General features: G+C 65.0%; 21 protein-coding genes. 6 read left to right on the top strand and 15 right to left on the bottom strand.

What is annotated here, in order from left to right; genetic code table 11:
- Positions 1 to 37: 37 nt before the first annotated feature.
- Positions 38 to 205, bottom strand: a complete 168-nt coding sequence (locus tag ACORQU_RS05320; protein ID WP_491643804.1) for a benenodin family lasso peptide — start codon at positions 203 to 205, stop codon at positions 38 to 40.
- A gap of 181 nt (positions 206 to 386) precedes the next feature.
- Complete coding sequence (locus tag ACORQU_RS05315) at positions 387 to 1,013, bottom strand: GntR family transcriptional regulator (protein ID WP_491643803.1); 627 nt, start codon at positions 1,011 to 1,013, stop codon at positions 387 to 389.
- Between the two features lie 493 nt (positions 1,014 to 1,506).
- Between ACORQU_RS05315 and ACORQU_RS05310 the strand changes: the two genes are divergently transcribed.
- On the top strand, positions 1,507 to 2,382 hold the full coding sequence (locus ACORQU_RS05310; RefSeq protein ID WP_491643802.1) for a hypothetical protein: 876 nt from the start codon (positions 1,507 to 1,509) through the stop codon (positions 2,380 to 2,382).
- A 245-nt stretch (positions 2,383 to 2,627) separates the two neighbouring features.
- Here the strand turns inward: ACORQU_RS05310 and ACORQU_RS05305 are convergent, their stop codons facing one another.
- The 5 genes from ACORQU_RS05305 to ACORQU_RS05285 form a co-directional block, all read right to left on the bottom strand.
- Positions 2,628 to 3,188: a GNAT family N-acetyltransferase gene (locus ACORQU_RS05305; protein ID WP_491643801.1), complete on the bottom strand. Its 561-nt coding sequence runs from the start codon at positions 3,186 to 3,188 to the stop codon at positions 2,628 to 2,630.
- Positions 3,185 to 3,895, bottom strand: coding sequence for a DUF2238 domain-containing protein (locus tag ACORQU_RS05300; RefSeq protein WP_491643800.1), 711 nt, complete (start codon positions 3,893 to 3,895; stop codon positions 3,185 to 3,187). Before ACORQU_RS05300 ends, ACORQU_RS05305 begins: the two co-directional genes overlap by 4 nt.
- A 17-nt stretch (positions 3,896 to 3,912) precedes the next feature.
- Positions 3,913 to 4,755, bottom strand: coding sequence for a universal stress protein (locus ACORQU_RS05295; protein WP_491643799.1), 843 nt, complete (start codon positions 4,753 to 4,755; stop codon positions 3,913 to 3,915).
- Positions 4,756 to 4,781: 26 nt separating this feature from the next.
- Positions 4,782 to 5,207, bottom strand: coding sequence for a GNAT family N-acetyltransferase (locus tag ACORQU_RS05290; protein ID WP_491643798.1), 426 nt, complete (start codon positions 5,205 to 5,207; stop codon positions 4,782 to 4,784).
- Between the two features lie 137 nt (positions 5,208 to 5,344).
- Positions 5,345 to 6,169: a universal stress protein gene (locus ACORQU_RS05285; RefSeq protein WP_491643797.1), complete on the bottom strand. Its 825-nt coding sequence runs from the start codon at positions 6,167 to 6,169 to the stop codon at positions 5,345 to 5,347.
- Between the two features lie 595 nt (positions 6,170 to 6,764).
- On the opposite strand from ACORQU_RS05285, the gene ACORQU_RS05280 reads away from it, so the two are divergent.
- Both ACORQU_RS05280 and ACORQU_RS05275 read left to right on the top strand, forming a co-directional pair.
- On the top strand, positions 6,765 to 6,938 hold the full coding sequence (locus tag ACORQU_RS05280) for a hypothetical protein (RefSeq protein ID WP_491643796.1): 174 nt from the start codon (positions 6,765 to 6,767) through the stop codon (positions 6,936 to 6,938).
- A 141-nt stretch (positions 6,939 to 7,079) separates the two neighbouring features.
- Positions 7,080 to 7,421 (top strand): hypothetical protein, encoded by a 342-nt coding sequence (locus tag ACORQU_RS05275; protein WP_491643795.1) that lies wholly within the window; start codon positions 7,080 to 7,082, stop codon positions 7,419 to 7,421.
- Between the two features lie 595 nt (positions 7,422 to 8,016).
- Here ACORQU_RS05275 and ACORQU_RS05270 read toward each other — a convergent pair.
- Both ACORQU_RS05270 and ACORQU_RS05265 read right to left on the bottom strand, forming a co-directional pair.
- Positions 8,017 to 8,241 (bottom strand): hypothetical protein, encoded by a 225-nt coding sequence (locus ACORQU_RS05270; RefSeq protein WP_491643794.1) that lies wholly within the window; start codon positions 8,239 to 8,241, stop codon positions 8,017 to 8,019.
- 34 nt (positions 8,242 to 8,275) lie between these two features.
- Positions 8,276 to 8,962, bottom strand: a complete 687-nt coding sequence (locus ACORQU_RS05265; protein ID WP_491643793.1) for a TetR/AcrR family transcriptional regulator — start codon at positions 8,960 to 8,962, stop codon at positions 8,276 to 8,278.
- An 87-nt stretch (positions 8,963 to 9,049) separates the two neighbouring features.
- Here ACORQU_RS05265 and ACORQU_RS05260 point away from each other — a divergent pair, with 87 nt between their 5' ends.
- Positions 9,050 to 10,189, top strand: coding sequence for an FAD-dependent oxidoreductase (locus ACORQU_RS05260; protein ID WP_491643792.1), 1,140 nt, complete (start codon positions 9,050 to 9,052; stop codon positions 10,187 to 10,189).
- Between the two features lie 293 nt (positions 10,190 to 10,482).
- Here the strand turns inward: ACORQU_RS05260 and ACORQU_RS05255 are convergent, their stop codons facing one another.
- Together ACORQU_RS05255 and ACORQU_RS05250 are read right to left on the bottom strand one after the other, a co-directional pair.
- Positions 10,483 to 13,278 carry a PAS domain-containing hybrid sensor histidine kinase/response regulator gene (locus ACORQU_RS05255; RefSeq protein WP_491643791.1) on the bottom strand — a complete coding sequence of 932 codons (2,796 nt, stop codon included), beginning with the start codon at positions 13,276 to 13,278 and terminating at the stop codon, positions 10,483 to 10,485.
- Positions 13,279 to 13,549: 271 nt separating this feature from the next.
- Positions 13,550 to 14,938 (bottom strand): GntP family permease, encoded by a 1,389-nt coding sequence (locus tag ACORQU_RS05250; RefSeq protein WP_491643790.1) that lies wholly within the window; start codon positions 14,936 to 14,938, stop codon positions 13,550 to 13,552.
- 439 nt (positions 14,939 to 15,377) lie between these two features.
- Here ACORQU_RS05250 and ACORQU_RS05245 point away from each other — a divergent pair, with 439 nt between their 5' ends.
- On the top strand, positions 15,378 to 16,853 hold the full coding sequence (locus ACORQU_RS05245) for a SulP family inorganic anion transporter (RefSeq protein ID WP_491644974.1): 1,476 nt from the start codon (positions 15,378 to 15,380) through the stop codon (positions 16,851 to 16,853).
- A gap of 121 nt (positions 16,854 to 16,974) precedes the next feature.
- Here ACORQU_RS05245 and ACORQU_RS05240 read toward each other — a convergent pair whose 3' ends face one another.
- The 4 genes from ACORQU_RS05240 to ACORQU_RS05225 all read right to left on the bottom strand — a co-directional run bounded on the left by ACORQU_RS05240 (position 16,975) and on the right by ACORQU_RS05225 (position 20,146).
- Positions 16,975 to 17,301, bottom strand: coding sequence for a hypothetical protein (locus ACORQU_RS05240; RefSeq protein WP_491643789.1), 327 nt, complete (start codon positions 17,299 to 17,301; stop codon positions 16,975 to 16,977).
- Between the two features lies 1 nt (position 17,302).
- A complete protein-coding gene (locus ACORQU_RS05235; protein ID WP_491643788.1) occupies positions 17,303 to 17,650 on the bottom strand; it encodes a hypothetical protein in 348 nt (115 codons plus the stop codon).
- Between the two features lie 194 nt (positions 17,651 to 17,844).
- Positions 17,845 to 19,290 (bottom strand): MFS transporter, encoded by a 1,446-nt coding sequence (locus ACORQU_RS05230; protein WP_491643787.1) that lies wholly within the window; start codon positions 19,288 to 19,290, stop codon positions 17,845 to 17,847.
- A gap of 40 nt (positions 19,291 to 19,330) precedes the next feature.
- Positions 19,331 to 20,146 (bottom strand): glucose 1-dehydrogenase, encoded by an 816-nt coding sequence (locus ACORQU_RS05225; protein WP_491643786.1) that lies wholly within the window; start codon positions 20,144 to 20,146, stop codon positions 19,331 to 19,333.
- 136 nt (positions 20,147 to 20,282) lie between these two features.
- Here ACORQU_RS05225 and ACORQU_RS05220 point away from each other — a divergent pair, with 136 nt between their 5' ends.
- Complete coding sequence (locus tag ACORQU_RS05220) at positions 20,283 to 21,152, top strand: LysR family transcriptional regulator (protein WP_491643785.1); 870 nt, start codon at positions 20,283 to 20,285, stop codon at positions 21,150 to 21,152.
- Positions 21,153 to 21,286 lie beyond the last annotated feature (134 nt).

Raw genomic sequence — 21,286 nt, 5'->3', positions numbered from 1 at the left:
CCAAGTAGAGGGCGCACCTTTCGGTGCGCCCGGTACTTCACTCGTCCGAGATTCCTGCGGAGATCCTCTGGTCCACCCCCTCGGTGGGCAGCCCGGGCTGGCCCTGGGTCTCCACACTGGCGACGCCGAGCACGATGACCTCTTCCTGCGTGTTGCTGCGGATGTTCTCGTTGCTGTCCATCTCAGTCTCCTTCGGATGCGTCATGGCGAATCCATGACAGGGGCAGCCTAGGAGCGGGGATTTTGTGTTTTCAAATAACTTTTGTTGTGCACTCACGTAACTCTCTGGTTGCGTGACGCACATCGTTTTCCCGATGCATCGGGCGCCGAGCGGTGCCCGTGGGGCCGCTGTTTGATCGGGCATTGGCGCCTGAGGATGGCGTGGATCAGTGCAGCTGGCTGCGGCGCTCGGCCATGTGGGCCACGATGCACGGCACAAGCTGCCTCCTGCGCTGGTGATACGCGCGCAGCGTGCTGTCGAGGCGTTGCATGTCGTGGGTCTGCCAGGCCCGCTCGAGGTCCGCGAGCTCCTCGGCGGCGTGGTCGATGAGCGCATGCTTGGCGCGGCGGATCGCGGCCAGGCGGTCGTTGGTCCGCTTGATCGCATGGTGCAGCGCGCCGTGCCGCGCTTGGCGGCCGATGGTGTCAAACAGCTTCCAGGTCTGCTTGGGAATGTCGTCGTCGCCTGGCATGGGGTCCGGCGCGGCTTCAAGCGGCCTGGCGGCAGTGAACTCGCAGGCCATGACCAGCAGCCGCTCCATCCAGTCGTACAGGTCGCGCAGCTGCATTTCGGTGGGCATGGGGACGTGGAAGCCGGCCCGCGGCTGGTCGCAGAGCATGCCGTAGCCGACCAGGCGGGACAGCGCGAATCTCACGGGCGTCAGGCTGGTCCTGTACTCCCCGGCGACGGTGGCCGGATCGATGCGCTGGCCTGGGAGATAGCGGCCGGCCTGCAGGTCGCGCCTGATCTGGCCGTACAGATAGGAACTCTTGGAGTGGATCGCATTCATCATCGAAGTCCTTTGTCGATGGGCGCCTGCAGCGTCGGAATGTTACAAGGATTCGACAGGCGGTTTTGCGTCGTGGCGCACGCCGCGTCGCCTTTCTCCCAAGGCCGCGCGGGATGCGCTAACCGACCCGCGATGCGATCGTCTGCATCCCTTGGACAACTGCCGTAACGGGGTCAGGTTCACTTCCCGCCGCTTTCCGTGATCTTCCGTGGCCGATGGCTGGCCCTGACGCCGGTGAAGCGTTGGACTTTGGCTTGGGCGATGGGCTGAAAGGCGCTGCTGCCCTGTGTGCTTTGATCTTCGGCGGCGCTCCCATCCGCGCCGCCGGCCCTGCGCGTCGCCTGAGCTGGAGATGGATGGCAGGGAGCTGACTCTCGTCACCGCCCAAACGTGATGACCCAGAACTTTGAAGGCTGCATCATCTGCGACTGTCAGCACATTCGGTCGGCACTGCCAGGTCCTAAGATCTTCATCTTCATGGAAGGGGAGCAAAGCAATGGGTAATGTCGGGAATAAACCACTGCCGTTGGTCGAGCAGGTGCTGCTCAAATCAGGAGTCGATGCGAAAAGCGGGCCGGACGCCGCGACGCTTCGGGGCGTCAGGGAATTTGTCAGGTCCGATACACAGCATGGTTACGGCTCGGACGACTCAGTTGTGGGTCGATATCGCGCTTATTCCAGTCTCATGAAAGACATCGGCATGAGTCTAGAACGCCGCCGTGAACTTCTTTCGCCGCTTTACGACACCATGAATCGGGGCGGGGAGCTTAAAGACGCCGGCGTCGTCTCACCGCGGTTTCAAGAAACTCAGCCTGAGACTTCCGCCGCACGAGAAAGCAGCCTGGATCCAAAGATCCTGGCTGAACTCAAGCCCATGTTGAGCGAAGAGCAAAGCATCTTCAGGATGAAAGGAGTCACGCTGGAGCAGTGCGAGAAGATGCCAGAAGGCGATCTGAAAAACGCCATGCAGGCGCAGGTGGACTTTCGGGACGCGAGCCAAAACTACTGGCCGAAGCCCAACGGGGCTTCTACGCCCCGGCCTTCGTCAGATGTTCTGGACAGGTTGAAGGAACAGATCGCACATCTGGATGATGAAAAAATAATCAACATGGGATTGGCCCATGCGACAAATAAGGCCCCGATGGAAGCCGTACGTCGGTCCGGCGATCTGGTGGTCGCTGCTGCAGCTCAGGGCTATAAATACACGGATGGCGAAGGAATGAAGACGCTTCTGCAGGCCGGGCAACGCTTCAACATGGCGATTGAGCCGGTCAACACCCTGGCCAGTCGGGGGGTGGACACTCAGATGGCGATATCTCACGGTTTCGACGGACAAGCAGAGGTTGCTGCGACGCGCCCGAAACAAATGTGATTCTCCAAAGCCTTCGTCGGGACAGTCACGGGGTCAGGTTGACCTGACCCCGTGACTGCGGCGCGATGTCTGGAGCGCGCTGGTGCGGATAGAAGGCAGCTGTGAAAGGCAGGGTTCGTAGCGCGCTTCCCGCCCTTGCGGCTTTGATCTTCGGCGGCTTTCCCCATCCGCGCCGCTGGCCCTGCTTGTCGTCCGAAGGTATGTAGCCGGGTCTGGCCGAAAGCCGCCACGGCCATGCGATTGCTTCATGGGGCAATGGTGTTTGTTGGACGGCAGAACCTGGTGAGCGTCGGATCATCGGGCACAGCATCGGCCTTAAAGCCAAACCAGTGCAGGAGGCGGGCTGCTTCTTGGTTTTCCGCAAGCTCCAGGGCATACATGCGGTGGATGCCACGTGCCTTGGCGAGGTGGATCAGTTGCTCAAGCAAGGCCTCGGCGAGGCCCGTATCATCGAACGCGCCGTCCACGACTGTCGCGATCTCGCAACAGGTTCGGTCGGGCCCGTCGACGCCATACTGGGTGACCCCACACAGTTGGTCCCCCACGAAGCCGCCGAGCACCAGTCGACTTACACCGTCGGCGTCAAACAGATCCTCGGCAACTGAAGCGTCCGGCGAAAGCGATTGGCCCAGCAGCCGGTTCCTGCGTGCTGTTGGAGAAAGCGCGCGTAGGAAGGCGACTTCCGCGCGCGTATCCCGAGTACCGAGCGGGCGGATGGTGACCATGCGCCCGTCGCGCAGTGCAGCTGTGGTGGTTGGGAAATCCGGGCAAAGATATTGGTCGGCGCCGACGTGTTTGATCATCATGGCAAGTCCTTGGTGATGAGGAGTGCGGTTGCTCTCCTGGCCTGGATGCTTCTGCATCCCAGGTAAAGACCAGAGTTCACGCACGCGCCAATGAGCGCGAGCAGGATGTCCTTGTGGGCATCCCACGCATCGCCTTGTGTGCCCAGGTAGGCCGCCCCTAGATCCGGGGCGGCCAGCAGCACGACGGCCCACTCGATCAGCTCATACAGCGCAGAGGTCGCGACGATGCACTGGACGCATACCAGCTCGAGGACGCGGGATGGCATGCGAGCCTCCTGGAACAGCCTCCGAATGGCCGGCTGCACCAGCAGGCCATACATGAAGTGGACAAGACGATCGTAATGGTTGCGACCGCCAAGCTCTGACCAATCGAGCTGCTGCGGCAAGAGTGCATGGGCAAACTCCTTGTACGGCACCTCAGCGTAGGTGTAGTGAGCACCGACGCTGTGCATCAGGAAGAAGGCGAGCAATGCTGCATTTGTACCAATTCCCCAGGGAGCGCGATGCTGCAGCCAGATCAGGATGGGAACAGAGGCAAACACCAGCAGGTTCTCGAGAAGCCAGTCGCGTGGGTGCCAGGGATGGATGCTTGTGACCAGCCAGGCAACGCCATATGCCGCCAGAAGCCAATACCCGACGCGCCGCCGGATCGCGACGCGCCGCCTCGACCCTGGATCTGTCGCCAGCATGGCCAGGGCCGCGGACACGTTTCGCTCTGTCGCCACTAGTGGGCGACCAATAGCGGAAGCGATCCGCCTGCCAGCACATCGCGGGTCATGCCTCCGAGCGACCATTCCCTGAGTCTCGAATGGCCGTAGCCGCCCATGACAAGAAGCTGCGCGCCGACTTTCCTCGCGTGAGCAAGCACCACATCGCTGCAGCTATTCACCTTGCTGCTCGATGTGGTGAAGGTGGCTTCGATCCTGTGCTGTTTGAGGTAGCCGATCAGCGCCTCCCGCAGGGCTTCATCAGCGCGCAGCCCCTCCAATGGCGGGTCGACCTCGACGAAATGCACCTGCTTGGCGCGTTGCAAGAGGGGAAGCGCGCCCGTGAGCGCCCGCCTTGCATTGGCTGATCCATTCCAGGCGACCAGCGCGCACTCAGGGGGAAGTGGATGCTTGCTACGGGAAGGAACAAGCAGGATGGGGGTTCCGGACTGGAAGAGCACCGCACTGAAAAAGCGCTTCAGTCGTGGAGCGGGCTTGGCAGTGCCGGCCCAAGCAGGGAGCACGCAAATATCCGCGGCCTGGGCCAGATAGGCCGCCAGGGCGGCGGGGGAGTCCGTATTGGCTTCCCACACCTCCACCGAAACATGCGCGGCGTGCTTTGCCACATGGCCTCGAACCTTCTCCGCCCGGCCGCTTGCCTGGCTGCGCACCGCTGCCTCGGCCGCGGTGATCGCCTGGGCCGGAATCAGATCCCAAGGCCCATCCAAGGGTGGGGGAAGGTCGCAAATTTCCACGGCGCGGACCTGTGCGTCGTAGCCTTGGGCAAGCTTGATAGCGGCGGACAGTGCGTCGTTGTCCCTCGCGCTGTCGGTCAGAGGAACCAGGATGTTCTTCAACATGTTCGTCTCCTCGGGATGGCTCGATCTCAGAGATCGAGGGTATGAAGTAGGTCGTGTGGCCGACTGCTGAGGCGATGGGATCGCATGCCAAGTTCGCGCGTGAGCGCGTTCATCGCCGTGTCCTGGGCGCTGGCGATCGTGACAAGGCGCTTGATCCCAGCCTTGCGCGCCTTTGCGACCAGTAGGCCCAAGAGCATTTCACCAAGACCGTGCTGTCGCCAATCGGCCCTGATCAAAACGCGGCACTCGCAGTGCCGATGATTCAGATCGATCCGGTAGCGCGCAATTCCGACGGTGCTGTCCTGGCCATCAATCCGTGTCTCGGCGATCAGGCGTTGCTCATGCACGGCGTGGATGAGGTGGCTGGCGCCGCGGCTTGGACGCGGCTCGGGGATTCCGCCCAACATCCACAGAACGCTTCCATGTTTTGATGCTTCCTCGATCAGGCACATGACCGCAGCCGCGTCAGTGCTGACACACTCTCGGAACACGACAGGGCGCTGGCTTCGGAAGGACCTGGGACAGGGCGCGCATTCCACACTGGGCAACTCGTCAGCGTGCATGATCACGTGACCTCGGGTGCGTTGAACTATCTGGAGAAAAACACCGGGACGTGAGAGCGGTCGAGCAGGTCGCGGGTAGTCCCGCCAATCAACCACTCTTTGGCGCGGGAGTGCCCGTAAGCGCCGCCCACGAGAAGATCCGCTCCGACTTCGATGACGTAATTCAGCAGGGCATCGCTGATCGGAGTTCCTTTGCCATTGATTTCATTGAACGTTGCCTGCAGACCGCGACGTATCAGGAACTCGGCGAACAGGTGTCCGTCTTCTCTGGGGGGGCCTTTCGGTCCGACCGCGACGATCGAAGCGCGGCGAATGGGGATGAGTGCGCAAAAATCGTGGATCGCCCGTGCAGATTCCTTCGTGCCGTTCCAGGCGAGTACGGCATGATGGAAAGGCAATGGCGTGGTGATGGACGCAGGGACAGCGAGCACTGGCCGGCCCGAACCGAATGCGACGGCGGAAAATGTTGCGTGCTGCTTACGCCTTTGTGCATGCGTGGTGCCACTGCATGCCACCGTGGCGAAATCGAAACGCTGTGCGCGCCGAGCCATCGCCTCCAGCGGGATATCCTCGCTCCCATCCTCCACCTCAATGTCGTAGGGGACCTCCAGCTCGGCAGCGGTGAGCCGTAGTGATTGCGTGCTGACATCCATGTCGCGCAGCGCCTGCATGACGGCAGGCTGCATCAGAGTAATCGGGTCGCTTCCCACCGGGCCAAGCGCGGCCCCGGGAAGCTCAACGGGCTGCGCAAGCGTCAGATGCCCCTTTCCGTTTCCGATGAAGCCGGCGGCATGGATCATCGCCGCTCGATCACCAGGAGTATTCGTAATTGCAACGAGGATCTCGACCACGGTGCCTCCCATGCCCGCATCGGCAGGTGCAAAGGAAGGATCAACTCCGCGCCAGTGAGTCACATTGATTTCAATCAAAAACGACCACGCACGAGAAGATTGAAATATTAATTATCCAACGTCGTGAATTGATCAGGATCAAAGTGCGCCGGTCTGGTAATCAGCAGCATGGGGGGGCGTCCAAACCTGGAGGGCGTTCCATGATCGAGTCGGCAAGACGTGCCCTGATTCACCACGCTGCCAAGGCGGCAGAAGCGGCTGCGCGTGAGGGAAATCGTGTCGTGTTGGAATTGCATGACGCGACGCGTGCCAACGCGCCGGGGGAGGCGAGACAAGTGGCCGGATGTGTGGATCGCTATCTTGAAAGGCTGCGCCATTCATTGGCAGCTCTCGAAGCGACCGATCCGCAGCATTGCGTGCAGCGCTGGCGCGAGTTCCTTGCAGCATATGACGACTACCTTGAGGTCGTTCGACAGGCACGTGCTGACCTTGGACGGGGCGCATGCGGGTGCGATGCATCGGTCCCGCCCGGACCCCGAGTGGCCACGACGACAGTAAGGCATGGCACGACCCCTCAGCGTTAGAGGGCACTCTCATGAGCAAGAAGATGAAGGCTGCAATCTTCGTAGCGCGTGGGCGCATCGTGATGGAGGACAAACCGATCCGCGAGATCGGCTCGGCCGACGCGTTAATCCGCATCACGACCACCGCCATCTGCGGCACGGACATCCATCTGCTGCGCGGCGAGTATTGGGTCACCAGGGGCTGATGCAACTTCGGGCAATGGCGTCGAGGAGATTCTGATGCTCACAGACGGGCGTGGCGTGGACGTCGCCATTGCGGCGCTCGGATGCCAGCAGACCTTCGAGGCAGCGATGCGCGTCCTTCGACCCGGCGGCTGCAGCTGCTGATGAATCGCATCACAGCGTATGGCGTTGCGGTGTGCGCGGACGACATGGCCGACTTTGCCAACGGCGTGCTGGCGAGCCTGGGGCATGAGATCTTCGACCGCGCCAGTGAACTGCACACGCTGGCTGTCGAGATCAACGCGCAACGCCTCGAGCCGATCGCGCCTACAGCATCGGTGACGGAGCCGGCCACCATCTACAACGCTCATCTGCATCCGACGTCGGCGGGGCTGCCCGCGGCAGGCAGGCCACAGTCAACCAGCCTGCGCTGGAGCGGTTGTCTGACAAGAGAATTCACCGTGTCGCCAAGCCGCGCCGCTCCTGGATCGGCGCGGCTGCCCTAAGGTCTTGGTGCAGCTGCGCCGGGCGCTCCACCCGATGCGTGGCACTAAGACGCCTTCCGGCGGCTCCCCGGCGCCGCGCGCCGCCTGACACACGCAGACAAAGCGCGCTGACTTGGCGTGCACGGCGGCGCCGATAGGGTCGATGCGCCCCAACCACCCAAGGAGTCGCCATGCGCATCGTTCGCCCCTCCGCGTTCATCGCCGCTGCCTGCTTCTCGCTGGCCGCCTGCGCTTCGCACCCGCGTCCCGATGGCTCGCCGCCGCCCCCGCCACATGCCCATGGCGACCGGCAGCCACCCCCGCCGCCGCCCGACGACATGCCGCCGCCCCCGCCACCTCCGCCCGCCGTGCCAACGCAGAACCCGTAGGCATCTCGGGCCGACCCGCCGAAGCGCCGCTTGGCGGGTCGAAGCGGTCTGACGGACTCCCTCCACGCTGCGCCCTGGGTTCCAGGGCTTTTCTTGTAGGACATGAAGAACCAGGGACATGCTGCAGGCTGCGCCTCTGCACCTTGGCCTTCGGCGCCTCTTCCGTCCGCGCCGTTGGTCGCGCGCGGCTTTCGAGTGTCCGGTTGGTCGTGGCCCGGAAGCGCTCGTCACTTGGGCGTCTCGGCGCCAAAGGATTGGGCAGATGGCGAAAGCGACGTCGGAGCGCAGGTTTCGCCCCTGTCGCCCTGGTCTTGGCCTTCGGCGGCCACCCATCCCAGCGACTGGTCCCGCGCGCTCTCCAAGCTGCCGATTGATCGCGTCACGAACGCGGTCATTTCATAGCGCGTACTGGGGCGGATGGTGGCGGTCTTGTCCGCGTCGATGCCCTCCATTACCAAGCGGCGATGTGTCTCTGCGCGCTTCGCTTTATCGGCGATGGCGCTGCGCCGAGGCGCTGATGCCGCGCAGGATCAAGTCGATCCCCGCCAGGAAATCTGCCCGGTCATCGTGCGCGGGCAGTTGTGCGGCCACCTGCCGGGTGAAGGGGAATGCCTGGGCATCCAGGGCCGCCCAGGTCTGCGACATTTCCGTCAGCAGGCTGGTGCGGTCGAATCCCTGCTTGCGTGCCAGTTGCGAGTGCGCAGCGTTCTCCCCGCCCACGCCGGTGATGTAGCTCATCAGCGCGGACGTCGTGGACCACTGCTGCTTCTGCGGCACACCGAGTGCCTGTACCTGCTGGCCCAGCGATTCCAGGATGCGGACCGCCGGCAGCGTGCCGCCCGCCTGGGTCAGGGCACCCCCAATCCACGGATGCGCGTCCATGGCGTCGAACAGGCGCCCGGCGATGGTGCGGATCCTGTTTTCGGGCATGGTCTTCGAGGCGGGCGCGTCGACGGCGCTGGCGATGATGGCGTCGCACGCGGCGATCAGCAGGTCGCGCTTGTCGTCGATGTGCCAGTAGATCGCGCCTGCGCCGGTGGCCAGTCGATCGGCCAGGGCGCGGAAGGTCAGACCCGGCTCGCCGCCCTCGTCCAGCAGCGCGACCGCCTCGGCGACGATGCGCTCGCGCGAGAGCGCGGATTCCTTGCGGCGGCCTGATGGGGTCTTGCTCATGGCGCCATCTTGACACAAATGGAATGTGGTTCCACGATTGTGGAATGGCGTTCCATTCGGGCCGTCACTTTGAAATGGAGGCAAGGCATGGACAACGGCATCGCGATCGTCGGCGCAGGGCTTGGCGGCCTGACGCTGGCGCGCGTCCTGCACGTGCACGGCATCGCCGCGACGGTCTACGAAGCCGAGGCGTCCAGCGATGCGCGTCCCCAGGGCGGCATGCTCGATATCCACACGCACAACGGACAGCGCGCCCTCGAGGCCGCAGGCTTGCTTGAGGCCTTCCGGCGGATCATCCATCCCGGGGGCGAGGCGGTGCGAGTGCTGGATCGGCACGCAGTAGTGTTGTACGAGGAAGCCGACGATGGTGCCGGCGGCAGGCCCGAGGTGCCGCGCGGCGCGCTGCGCCAGCTGCTGCTGGATGCGCTGCCGGATGGCGCGGTGCGCTGGGGCCACAAGCTCACCGCGGTGGCTCCGCTCGGGGAAGGGCGCCATCGGCTCGAATTCGCAAACGGTGCTTCGGTCGAAACCACACTGCTGTTCGGTGCCGATGGCGCTTGGTCCAAGGTGCGCCCGCTGCTGTCCAGCGCCACGCCCGCCTATGCCGGACTGATGTTCTTTGAGACCTGGATGTCCAACAGCAAGCGGCATCGTCCAGCGTCCGCGCAGGCGGTCGGTCAAGGCGCGCTGTTTGCGGTCGAGCCAGGCAAGGGCATCCTCGCGCATGCCGAACCCGGCGATGTCCTGCACACCTACGTGCAACTGCAGCGGCCGTTGGCATGGGTCGAGCGGCTAGCCGACCTCGATGCCAGAACGGCCGCCCTGCGCGTGGTCAACGAGTTCGACGGATGGTCGCCTGCGTTGACTGCGCTCATCACCGACAGCCAGGCCGAGCCGGTGATCAGGCTGATCCATGCGTTGCCGGTCGGGCATCGCTGGGACCGGGTCAAAGGTGTCACCCTGCTGGGCGATGCGGCACACCTGATGATCCCTTCCGGTGAGGGTGCCAATCTGGCCATGTTGGATGGCGCCGAACTCGCCGAGGCGATTGCGCTTCACCCAGCCGCGCCGGAAGCCGCGCTCGACACATACGAGCAGGCCATGTTCGCAAGAGGCGCACAGGAAGCGGCCGAAGCGCTGAAGCTCACGGACACCATGTTGGGGGCCGGCAGTCCAGGCACGCTGTTGGACTTCTTCAGATCACATGGAAGCGATCGTGCGGGTTGAAGGCGTCGTCACGCGCACCTCGTCCTTTCACGGTCGCTGGGTGCCCTGGTGTCGCAGAAGCGTTGTGGCTTCGCTTTGATGGGCAGCCACGGCGATGGGAACGCTCGACGGCAAGGTCGAAGCGGACGTCAGTATCGAAGAGAGCGTCCAAGGGCTGGCGAACGTTCTGATGGTCGAAATGGGATGCGGCGAACATCGCTTGCTGGACTGGAAAGGCGAGCCACTGTCTGGTGAGCCACGGAAGTCGCAATGGCTGTCCTTGGCTGGTGATCGAGTGACCGGATGGATGCGAGTCAGGCCAGGCTGTCCAACACGGCACGCACCCGCTTTGCGAGCTGCTCAACGGTGAAAGGTTTTCCGAGCAGATAGACATCCTCGCGTATCACGCCGCTGAGCAGCGTGTCCTGGCGGGTGTAGCCGCTGGCGAACAGCACCTTCAACCCGGGGATTCGCTGGCGCGCCTGCTCGGCAAGCTGTGGGCCGTTGACGTCGGGCATCACCACATCGGTGAAGAGCAGCGCGACATCATCGTGCGCATCGAGTGCCTGCAGCGCTTCGGCGGCGCCACTGCATGCGATGACCCGGTAGTCCAACGCAGCGAGCGCCTCGCGCGTGAACTCACGCACCGCCGGCTCGTCGTCGACGAGCACGATCAGTTCCTGGCCTCCTCGAATCGCCATCGGAGCGACAAAGTCGGGCTGGTCGGCCTGCTGGGCTTCTGTCAGCAGGCGGGGCAGGTAGATCGTCACGGACGTTCCGTGGCCCAGCTCGGAGCAGATCCGGATATGGCCGGCGCATTGTTGAACAAAGCCGTACACCTGGGACAGACCAAGCCCGGTGCCCCGTCCGACCTTTTTTGTGGTGAAGAACGGATCGAACGCCTGCGCGCGCACTTCCGGCGACATGCCCGTGCCGGTGTCGGACACCTCGATGGCGACGTATTGGCCCATGGGCAGGTCCAGTGCCTCGCTGGTGGTGGCGTCAGTCACCTCCAGATTGGACGCCCGGATGGTCAGGCGTCCTGCGCCTTCCATGGCGTCGCGCCCATTGACCGCCAGGTTGAGGACTGCGTTCTCGAGCTGGTTGGCATCGGTGCGCGACCACCACAGGTCCGGGCTCTGGCAAATCTGCAAGCTCACCGCGCCGCCAAGCGAGTGGGCGAGCAGGTCGGACATGCCCTCCAGCAGGTGGCCCACATTGACCGGCTCGGGCTGCAGCGGCTGTTGCCTGGAAAACGCGAGCAGGCGCTGGGTGAGCTGCGCGGCCCGGCGCGCGCCTTCCAGGGCCATGTTGATGAAGCGTCTCGCACGTGGATCGCTTTCACCTATGGTCATGTCGAGCATGTCCAAGGGGCCGATCACCGAGGTGAGCATGTTGTTGAAATCATGCGCGATGCCGCCTGTCAGCTGGCCCACCGCCTCCATCTTCTGGCTTTGCCGAAGCGCGCTTTCGACTCGCATCCGCTCGGCAACCTCCGAGCGGATGCGGCTCTCCAACTGCTCATTGAGCTCCTGCAGTCGCATTTCCGCGGTCTTCTTGGCGGTGATGTCCACCACCACCCCGACCACACGCGTGCACACGCCTCCCTCGAACACGCCGCGCCCCTTGGCCGCGACCCAACGGATGATCCCGTCTTCCTTGCCGACCGTTCGGTACTCGACATCGTAAAAGGCCCGCCTGGCGGGGTCAGCGGCCGCCAGGAAGGCTTCGCTGGTGGCAGCGCGATCGTCAGGGTGAAGGCCTTCGTAGAAATCGCGCAGGGAGACCTCCACGTGCGGAGAAATCCCGAACATCGCCTTGGTCCTGGCCGGCCAGATCAGCAGGTCCTGCGTCAGGTCGACATCCCAGAAGCCCATGTCGCCAGCTTCGGTCGCCAAGCGCAGCCGCTCCTCGCTTTCGGCCAAGGCCCGCTCTGCCGCCTTGCGCGCCGAGAGGTCCTGCATCGCGCCGATCATCCGCACCGGCGCACCAGCGGCGTCACGCAAGACAGTGCCCCGGTCCAGCACCGTCGCAAAGCTCCCATCCTGCCGGCGGAACCGATACTCCCCGATCCAGGCCGAGTCGGGTCCATTGATCACCGCATGGATGTCCGCGTCGATACGCCCGCGATCATCGGGGTGGATGTGATCCAGCCACCATTGCGCGTCGGCCTCGGCGTGCGGGTGGCCGAACAGGGCGGTCAGGGCCTCGTTCCAGATCACCTGGCCATCCTCGATATGCCAATCCCAGATGGCATCGTTGGTGGCCTGGGCTGCCAGCCGGTAGCGCTCCATGATCTCCTGCTGACGTAACTCCATGAGCCGGCGATCGGTCACGTCCAGCGATGTGCCCACCAGGCCAATGATCTCGCCAGCGGGATTGCGCAAGGGCGCTTTGATGGACAGCCAATAGGCGTGCTTGCCGTCCGGGAAGCTCACTTCCTCTTCGAGCTGCTCGGCGCGGCCGGTGCGCATGATGCGTTGGTCGGTTGCCATGATCTTGGCGGCCTGGGCCGAGTCGCCCAGAAGCTCGGCATCGGTGCGACCGATATAGGCTTCAGGGGCAAGACCGAGCAGTTCGCTGGTCCCCCGGTTCCCGATCAGGAGCCGTCCCTTCAGGTCCTTGGCATAGACCACGCCTGGCGCTGCTTCGACACACGAGCGCAGCAGTGCTTCTGCATGATCACGCTCGCTTTCATCGCGCCGGCGGTCATCGATGTCGATCACGACGCCGGAAAAGCGGCGTGCCTGGCCGCTTGCGTCCAGTTCGACCCGGCCAATGGCCTCGTACCAGCGGTATCCACCGTCCTTGCCATGCGCGCGGTACTGCCAGGCATAACGGCCACCGCGGCGCAGCGCCTCATCGACGGCTGCAGCCAGTCCGTGTCGATCGTCGGGATGCACCGCTTCCATGACCTGTTCGAGCTTGGCCGGACGGTTGGCGAGTGCGGGATCCAGCCTCCACGCGCACGCCAAGGCCTCGTCGATGATCAGCCCGTCGCTAGCCAAATCCCAGATCCAGGTCCCCACGATCGCGCCGGCGGCCACCGCCATCTTGACGCGCTCAGTGTCGGAGCCGGCGCCCAGGGGCGTGTCGTACGGGTCGGTCATGCTGCGCTCGTTATTTTCATGGCTCTCGGCCACCCCTCAGGCAGTCTACCGACCGGTCGGGACCTCAGGGGTTGGCGACGGCGCTATTGTGAATGAGCGCATGCGCCTTCGACAGGCGGCCCTTGCTTCGACACTAGGCGGCTGCCGGCGCGTGCGTCGGAGTTGAGGTGACTGCTGCGGTTGCATCGTGCCCATGGGCAGATCCATCACGCCATCGGCGCTCGGTGCATGGGGCGAACGCACGCGTGCCAAGCGCACCGCGCGAGCGTCCTCAGAAAACCAGGTAGACCACCAGCACCAGCGCGAAGGCGACCAGCGATTCGATGGTCTGCTGGACGGTCCAGGTCTTCAGGGTGGTCTTGACGTCCATGCCCACCAGGCGTCCGACCAGCCAGAAGCCCGAGTCGTTCACATGGCTGGCGCAGACCGAGCCGGCGGCAGCGGCGAGCGTGATCGCGGCGGTCTGGAGGGTGCTGAAGCCGCCGCCGATCACCGCCGGTGCCATCAGGCCCGCGGTGGTGACCAGGGCGACCGTGGCCGAGCCCTGGGCCACGCGCAGCATGACAGCGATCAGGTAGGTCGCCAGGATGACAGGCAGGCCCAGGTCGGACAGGACGCCCGCCAGTGCGTTGCCGATCCCGGAGGCGCGCAGCACTCCGCCGAACATGCCGCCGGCGCCGGTGATGAGGATGACCGAGGCCACCGGGCCGAATGTGCCTTCGACCAGCTTCTCCAGCGCGCTGCCTTTCTCGCCGCGCGCGGTGCCCAGCACGACGAGCGCGACCAGGACGGTCACCAGCAGCGCCACGGGCGAGGTGCCGATGAGGGAGAGGGCCTGGACCCAGGTCGCGTCGCCATCGACGATGCCCACCGAGGCGAGCGCGGCCAGGCCGGTGTTGAGGAAGATCAGCACCAGCGGCAGCAGGAGCACGGCAATGACCGTGCCGGCCTTGGCGGGATGCTTGGGCTGGTCTTCGTCGAGCGTGCCGAAGAACGCGGGCACGATCATGGGGAAGCGCTTGTTGACGAAGCGGCCCCACAGATACCCGGAGATGTACCAGGTGGGGAACGCGATCACCAGGCCGAGCAGCAGCACGATGCCGAGGTTGGCGCCGAAGAATTCCGTGGCCGCGACCGGGCCGGGGTGCGGTGGCAGGAACACGTGCATGACCGAGAAGGCCGCGATGCCGCTGAAGCCATACAGCAGGAGGTTCTGGCCGCCGATCCTGCGCGCCACCGCGAAGATGATGGGCAGCATGATGATGAGCCCGGCATCGAAGAAGATCGGGAAGCCGAGCAGCAGGGAGGTCACGCCCAGCGCAAAGGCCGCGCGCTTCTCGCCGAAGATGCGCACCATGAGATCGGCCGCGGCCTTCGCGCCACCGCTGGACTCGATGAGGCGCCCGAGAATGGCGCCCAGCCCGATGAGCAGCGCCACCGACCCGAGTGCGTTGCCGAAGTTGGCGACCAGGACCTGGTTCACGATCGCGCCAAGCGGAATACGTGCCGCCAGCGCGGTGAGCAGGGACACGAGGATCAGGGCCAGGAAGGCGTGCACCCGCAGCACGATGATGAGCGTCAGCAGCAGGGCCACCGCGCCCGCGGCGATGCCGAGCAAAGGACCTGCGCCCAGCGTCTGCGTCCATGCATCGAGCGTCACGGGCGGGCGCTCCATCGAGCGGGTGCGTTGAAGATCGGCATGTGCGTCTGCATGGGGATCGCCCTCCTGGTCAGCGCCCGTCATAGCACATCATCGCAGTGAGGTGCGGTTGCCGAAGGCCGCAGGCGAAGAACGCGTATCGGTGGCAAGAGCCGAAACATGGCGCGGGATGCAAAGGGCGGTTTCAGGTCGCATGCCCTGGCCTGCGGCCGCGATGCGCGTGACAAGGCGCCGGACGCCCGAGTGGACTGCGATCGCAGACAGGCCTGGGTTAGAATGGGGCACGGCGATGTCCTGCCGCACTGCTCCGGATACTCCTTGATCACCACGCCACCCTGACCCATTGCGCTCGCGCGCCGCATCACCGCATGCGGTCAGGTTTCTCGTGCATTTCCCTTGTGATCGCGCCGGCCGTTGGCTGAGCGCAGGAGTCATCCCTATGCGATTTGATACCCCGCTGCGTCAGCAGTGGCTCGGCAACGTGCGTGCCGACATTCTTTCCGGCGCCGTGGTCGCCCTGGCGCTGATCCCCGAAGCCATCGCCTTTTCGATCATTGCTGGCGTCGACCCCAAGGTCGGCCTCTACGCGTCCTTCTGCATCTGTGTGGTCATCGCCGTCGCGGGCGGACGGCCGGCGATGATCTCGGCCGCCACCGGCGCCATGGCCCTGTTGATGGTGGACCTGGTTCGCGACCATGGACTCCAGTACCTGCTGGCCGCGACGCTGCTGACCGGCGTGCTGCAGGTCGTGGCGGGGTTGCTGAAACTCGGTTCGCTGATGCGGTTCGTCTCGCGCTCGGTGATCACCGGCTTTGTGAATGCCCTGGCGATCCTGATCTTCCTCGCGCAGCTGCCCGAACTGATCCACGTGCCCTGGGCGGTCTACCCGCTTTGCCTGGGTGCGCTGGCCATCATTTACGGCCTGCCACGGCTGACCAAGGCCATCCCCGCGCCCCTGGTCGCCATCGCGGTCATGACCGCCATCACCCTATGGCTGAAGATCGACGTCCCCACCGTCGGCGACAAGGGGCAACTCCCCGACAGCCTGCCGCACTTGCTGTTCCCCGACGTGCCGCTCACGTGGGAAACGCTGCGGCTGCTGCTGCCCACCTCGGCCACGCTGGCCGTCGTCGGGCTGCTGGAAACACTCATGACGACGCAGATCGTGGAGGACATGACCGAGACCCCGAGCCAACGCAACCGCGAATGCGCCGGGCAAGGGCTGGCCAACATCGGGTCCGGGCTGATCGGCGGCATGGCGGGCTGCGCGATGATCGGCCAGTCCGTGATCAATGTGAAGTCCGGCGGCCGCAGCCGCCTTTCGACCCTGGTGGCCGGGGTCGTGCTGCTGCTGTTGGTCGTCTACGGCGCGCCCTTGGTCAAACAGATCCCGATGGCGGCGCTGGTGGCGGTGATGATCATGGTGTCGATCGGCACCTTCAGCTGGAGCTCGTTCGCGAACCTTCGGATCCATCCCAGGAGTTCGTCGATCGTCATGATCGGGACGGTCATCGTGACGGTCGCCACCCATGACCTGGCCAAGGGTGTACTGACCGGCGTGCTGCTCTCGGCGCTCTTCTTCGCGCGGAAGGTGGGGCGCTTGCTGCGGGTCGAGATTACGCAGGAGGGGGACACGCGTCGCTACAGCGTCTCCGGCCAGGTGTTCTTCGCCTCGGCGGCCCAGTTCGCAAGCGGGTTCGATGTGGCACATGCACCGGCGCAGGTGATCATCGATGTCTCTGCGGCCCACTTCTGGGACATCAGCGCGGTGGGTGCGTTGGATCGCGTGGTGCTCAAGCTCAAGGCGCACGGGAGCGCGGTCGAAGTGCGCGGCTTGAATGCGGCGAGTGCGACCATGGTGGATGTGCATGGCACGCACCAGGAAGGGCGGATGCCCCAGCGTGGCGCCCACTGACCGCACTGCAAGAGATCCGACGACGCCAAGCGGCCAGGCTTGCCGCCTGGCGTTCCCCAGCGCGTCGCGCTGCTCGTGCCGCACCGGCCCATGGACATCTTGATCGCCAATAAGTGGCGCTCTATTCGGATGGCTTCTGCTTCGAGCGTCCACTGGTGCGCTTGGCCACGCGTTTGGCCGCTTTCTTGGTTGTCTTCTTAGAAGCCTTTGTGGTGGCTTTCTTCGAAGTCTTCTTGGTCGTCTTTTTGGTGGCTTTCTTCGCTGATTTCTTGGTGGCCTTCTTTGCGACCACCATGTTGTCCACCAGATTGGGATAAGGCCGTCCGGCTTTCTTCGCTCGGGATTTGGCCTCTGCCTTTTGGCTACTGGACAGTTTCTTCTCCGAGGACTTCTTGGCCGGGCTGGCCTTCTTCCAGGGTGCCTTTCGCGCGTGCTTGGTCGCTGCCATGTCAGCGCTCCTCCGCCTTGCGCATGCGCTGTTCGATCCGCTCAGCCCAGCGCCTTCCCGCGTCGCCACCCCACAAGAGCCACGCGATGTAGCCAGCCGAGGGGTGTTTCCGGTCGGCCCAGCCCTTGCCTCGCTTGTCGACCTGGTGGCGCGCGAAATACGAGGTCATGCGGCGGATCGTCGTGGGCGAAAGCGTATTTCGTGCAGCGAGATCGCGTGCGCGCGCAACACCCACTGTCGTGCCGCCACGTCCGTGCGCCTGTCTCAACGTCAGGCCGAGGCTTGCCGCCTGCGCGGCCCCTTTGGTTGGGGTGAAGTCAATTGCGTCGTAACGCGACGATCGGGCCACCGCAGCACCTCGCATGGGGAAAATTCGAGTGTGCTCAAGGGGTCAAGGCAAGCGCGTGAAAGCACGTCTTGCATGTCCTCAAGGCAGGGAGAAGGCGAGGCAAGGCATCGCAGAAGTTTTGCCTTGGGCGAATTCCAGCGCAGCGGCCGTTGGGTTGGTACGTTCAATCGCGCTTGAGACACACCGGACAGCGCTCATCGTTGGTTCGGGGTGGGCGCGCGGCAGGCGTCCGCCTGCGTGCCTTGCCAGCTCAAGGCAGCTGCGGTCGCGAGCGAGCCGGCGATGAGCAGTGAGGCGACCGCGAATCCATGGGTGACGTCTTGTGGGCTGGCGCCATCAGGCACCATCGAGAAGAACACGCCGCCCACCAAGGCGACCGACAGGGCGGCGCTGATCTGCAGCATGGCGCTGACCACGCCGGCCGCGAGCCCGGCCCACTGCGCTTCCACCTGGTCCACATTGAGCCGGACCAGCGCCGGGTGCGCGACACCTTGGCCAACGCCGATCAGGAGCAGAGGAACCGGCAGCCATGCAGGCTGGGAGACTGCCACCAGCACCGCCGCGATCGTCAGCCCTGCGGCTTCCAGGCTCATGGCGCATGCGGCCGTGCGTGCATGAAGTCGTCGCGCGACCCGCGGGCCGCTCAGCGCGCCCAGGAGCAGTCCCACGCCAACCGGCAGAATCGCAACGCCCGCCGCCAAGGGGCCGTGGTGCAGCCCCGCTTGCTGATAGACCGAGAAGATCAGGAAGAAGGCCGCGAGTGCATAGAAGAACAGCGTCGCCAGCAGCGTGCGTCGAAGTGCGCGGGACGAAAGCGCCGTCGGGGAGACCAGCGGTGAGGCCCCCGTCCGCTCGCAGGCCTTCTGATAGCGCCAGAAGGCCATCAACAGCAGCGGCGACAGCGCCAGCGCGCCCAGGCTCCACAGCGGCCAGGCGCGCTCCCGTCCCTCGATGAGGGGAACCACCAGGGCGAGCAGGCCCAACGCCAGCAGCGCCGCGCCCGCCAGATCCAGGCGTCCTGGGTTCGAGGCCTTGCGCTCGGGAAGCAGGATGAGCGCGGCGGGAATCGCGACCGCGATGACGGGCAGGTTGACCAGGAAGACGCTCCTCCAGCCAAGACCCCACGGGCTTGCCGCCACCAGTACGCCGCCCAGGAACTGGCCCGCGGCCGATGCGAGTCCAAAGGTGGCCCCGTACCAACTGAGCGCGCGATTTTTCTCGCTGGCCTGGAAGAGCGCATGAATGAACGCCAGCGACTGCGGCGCCATCACCGCGGCCGAGATGCCCTGCAGCAGCCTGCCTGCGACGAGGACCCCGGCCGAGGGCGCCAGCCCGCACACGCCAGACGCGACGCCAAAGCCGATCATGCCCGCCAGGAACGTGCGCTTCCGACCGAACAGATCGCCCAGCCGACCACCCAGCACAAGCGTGACCGCATACGCGGTGGCGTACACCGACACCACCAGCTGGGACACGCCCGGCGAGGCGCGCAAGTCCTCACGAATCGCTGGAAGCGCGACATTGACGATGAAGAAATCCAGTGGCGGCAGCAGCGTGCCGGTCAGCAGGACGACCAGGGCCATCCAGCGGCGCGAGTCGGGGCCCTCCACCGCTGGGTTGACGACGGATGCGTTGTTCATCGGAGGAACCTTGTCCTGCGCGCCGCGGTGCGCGATCGCCTCAGCGCATCCCGCCGGAGGCGACGATGCATTCGCCGGTCACCCAGCCCGCGTCGTCGGACGCGAGGAACGCGACGATCGATGCGACGTCGGCGACCTGGCCAATGCGACCCAGCGGCGTCTGCGCCACATTCCACGCATGGAAGTCGGACCCCATGACGCCCGCGGCGTGGGTCCCATCCGTCTCGATCAGGCCAGGATTGACCGCGTTGACGCGAATCCCACGCGGGCCGAGCTCGCGCGACAGGACACCGGTGATCGCGTCGATCGCGCCCTTGGTTCCGCTGTAGATCACGCTTTCCACGGGAAGGTTGCGGGTGACGAACGAGCTGATATTGATGATGCTGGCGCCCTGCCGAAGGAGTGGCACCGCGGCGCCTGTGACGAGCAGTGGCCCGAGCACATTGAGGTCGAACTGCTGGTGGTACAGCGCTTCGGTGCTCGCCTCGATCTTGGCGAACTGATAGACGCCCGAGTTGTTCACCAACACATCCAGCCCGCCGAAACGCTCGACGGTCACCTGGACCAGCGCCTGGACCTCGGACTGGATGCGGACATCGGCCTGCACTGCCATCGCATCCCCACCTGCGGCTTGGATGTCGGCGACGACCTGCTCGGCCGCGCGCTTGTCGGTGGCGTAGTTGACGACGACCTGCGCCCCGTCACTGGCGAGTCGGCGGGCGATCCCCGCACCAATGCCTTTTGAAGCGCCTGTGACCAAGGCGACTTTGCCGTTTAACTTGCTCAAGTTGTCTGACTCCAGATGGGATCGGCGGTACCGGCCGGTGAAGGCCGCAAGTCCCAGCAGGGCGGTCAAGGCACGGCACGCGCCACGCCCAGCGGACGGACCAGGCCAACGCCAGGCGCCAGTGCAGGGGCGGGCATCGTGCGACTAACAGTGTTGTTTGTGCACTGCCATTCCTGCATATTTCACGTTCAAATTTGAACGGCTGATGGCGATGGAATGGAGCGATGTCAGGATCTTTCTGGCGGTCGCGCGCGCGGGCTCCCTGGGTGAGGCGGCCCGGCGCCTGGGCGTGAGCCATCCCACGGTCGGTCGGCGGATCAAGGCGCTCGAAGCGGAAGCCCAGCAGCCACTCCTGCGCCGGACCAAGGACGGCCTGGTGCTCACCGACGCGGGCGACCGCGTGCTTTCACTGGCGCAGTCCATGGAGCACTCGGCGCTCTCCATGGAGCGTCGCCTGGCGGGCAACCACGAAAGGCTCGAGGGCCTGCTTCGCATCTCGTCGGCGGACTGGTTCGCCGCCTTCGTCCTGGCGCCGGTCTTCGTGGAAATGGGGCGGCTTCATCCGGCCGTGGTGCCGGAAGTGATCGCGAGCTATCGCCTCCTGGACCTTGCCCGCCGCGAGGCCGACGTTGCCTTTCGCCTCGTGCCTTTCAGCGAACCCGATCTGGTCCAGCGACGCCTGATGACCATGCACTACGGCCTGTACGCAACGCCGGACGTGGCCGCGGCAACAAAGCGCGATCCCACGTCCGTGGGCCTGATCCTGATGAACACCGCACAGAGCCATTTCCCGGACGTGGCCTGGCTGATCGAGCGGTTTCCCGAGTCGCCGCGTGTCTTCACCAGCACCAGCCGCAGCGTGCAGGCGCAGATGTGCCTGCGCGGGCGAGGGCTCGCGGTGCTGCCGCGCCCGCTCGGCGACGGCACCGCGGGGCTCAAGCGCATCGAGACACGCGGCACCCCGCCCACCCGGGACATCTGGGTCGGATATCACCAGGACCTCAGGCACATGGACCGGCTCAGGGCCATGCTCGATGTCACCGAGAAGGTCTTGAGCAGCCGGTCGACTGCTTAGCGTCCGTCCCACACGGCAGGAGATCGGCGCGGGCAACGCCACTTGGTGTTTACAGCGAAAACACCTAGAGGGACGGCGCCGCATTGAATCCGGGCGCGCGTGTCCTGGTTCGTTCGTCCGCATGGAAGCCCTCA

The organism is Pseudoxanthomonas sp. JC1303, assembly GCF_058448525.1.
The sequence above is the reverse complement of the archived record's forward strand: the minus strand, read 5'-3'. Positions and strand labels throughout refer to the sequence as shown.

Excerpts from the sequence above, each read along its gene's own strand:
- ACORQU_RS05230 (WP_491643787.1), bottom strand. The coding sequence starts at position 19,290 with ATGAACAACGCATCCGTCGTCAACCCAGCGGTGGAGGGCCCCGACTCG.
- ACORQU_RS05290 (WP_491643798.1), bottom strand. The coding sequence starts at position 5,207 with ATGTGCCTGATCGAGGAAGCATCAAAACATGGAAGCGTTCTGTGGATG.
- ACORQU_RS05305 (WP_491643801.1), bottom strand. The coding sequence starts at position 3,188 with ATGATGATCAAACACGTCGGCGCCGACCAATATCTTTGCCCGGATTTC.
- ACORQU_RS05295 (WP_491643799.1), bottom strand. The coding sequence starts at position 4,755 with ATGTTGAAGAACATCCTGGTTCCTCTGACCGACAGCGCGAGGGACAAC.
- ACORQU_RS05265 (WP_491643793.1), bottom strand. The coding sequence starts at position 8,962 with ATGAGCAAGACCCCATCAGGCCGCCGCAAGGAATCCGCGCTCTCGCGC.
- ACORQU_RS05270 (WP_491643794.1), bottom strand. The coding sequence starts at position 8,241 with ATGGAGGGCATCGACGCGGACAAGACCGCCACCATCCGCCCCAGTACG.
- ACORQU_RS05310 (WP_491643802.1), top strand. The coding sequence starts at position 1,507 with ATGGGTAATGTCGGGAATAAACCACTGCCGTTGGTCGAGCAGGTGCTG.
- ACORQU_RS05245 (WP_491644974.1), top strand. The coding sequence starts at position 15,378 with ATGCGATTTGATACCCCGCTGCGTCAGCAGTGGCTCGGCAACGTGCGT.
- ACORQU_RS05280 (WP_491643796.1), top strand. The coding sequence starts at position 6,765 with ATGAGCAAGAAGATGAAGGCTGCAATCTTCGTAGCGCGTGGGCGCATC.
- ACORQU_RS05320 (WP_491643804.1), bottom strand. The coding sequence starts at position 205 with ATGACGCATCCGAAGGAGACTGAGATGGACAGCAACGAGAACATCCGC.
- ACORQU_RS05240 (WP_491643789.1), bottom strand. The coding sequence starts at position 17,301 with ATGGCAGCGACCAAGCACGCGCGAAAGGCACCCTGGAAGAAGGCCAGC.
- ACORQU_RS05260 (WP_491643792.1), top strand. The coding sequence starts at position 9,050 with ATGGACAACGGCATCGCGATCGTCGGCGCAGGGCTTGGCGGCCTGACG.
- ACORQU_RS05255 (WP_491643791.1), bottom strand. The coding sequence starts at position 13,278 with ATGACCGACCCGTACGACACGCCCCTGGGCGCCGGCTCCGACACTGAG.
- ACORQU_RS05315 (WP_491643803.1), bottom strand. The coding sequence starts at position 1,013 with ATGATGAATGCGATCCACTCCAAGAGTTCCTATCTGTACGGCCAGATC.
- ACORQU_RS05220 (WP_491643785.1), top strand. The coding sequence starts at position 20,283 with ATGGCGATGGAATGGAGCGATGTCAGGATCTTTCTGGCGGTCGCGCGC.
- ACORQU_RS05275 (WP_491643795.1), top strand. The coding sequence starts at position 7,080 with ATGAATCGCATCACAGCGTATGGCGTTGCGGTGTGCGCGGACGACATG.